The organism is Ruegeria sp. BI11 (genome assembly GCF_056538005.1).
Map to the genome: position 1 here is coordinate 1 of NZ_JBQFSM010000075.1, position 554 is coordinate 554.

The following is a 554-nucleotide window of genomic DNA, read 5'->3' on the forward strand; positions in this document are numbered from 1 at the left end:
TGAGTCCAGCGGCTTTATCGTTCTAAGCCTTGGCGGTGGCGGTGGCAATGGCGGTATGAACGTGTCCGCCACTGTCACAGTTGCCGGAACCGGCAGCGGTGGTGCGTCGGTCGGGCTAGGCGGAAGCGGCGGCAGCGGTGGCAACGCGAACACGGCTAACGGGACGGTCGTGGGTAACGTAACCACCGCAGGTGACAATTCAGGTGGTGTTTTGGTTCAGTCCGCCGCGGGCGGCGGTGGCAACGGAGGGCTGAATGTTTCGGCCGCCGTAAACATCTCGGGCACGGGCGGCGGCGCAATTGGCGTTGGCATCGGTGGGTCCGGCGGTGACGGCGGGAATGCAAGTACGGCCACCGGCTCGGTTACCGGGGACGTAACCACAGGCGGCGACAACTCTACCGGTGTTCTGGTTCAGTCTGTGGGCGGCGGCGGTGGCAATGGCGGCGTCAACATTTCGGGTGCTCTCAGCATTGCGCGCACGGGATCCGGCGCGGCAGGTATCGGGGTCGGCGGCTTTGGCGGCAGCGGCGGCACGAGCGGTGCGGTCAGCAATA

Annotated in this window: 1 pseudogene; it reads left to right on the forward strand. The window is 66.1% G+C overall.

The window, feature by feature from the left end:
• Positions 1–554 (forward strand): annotated as a pseudogene (locus ACR0DT_RS25150) (hypothetical protein); the annotation flags it as partial.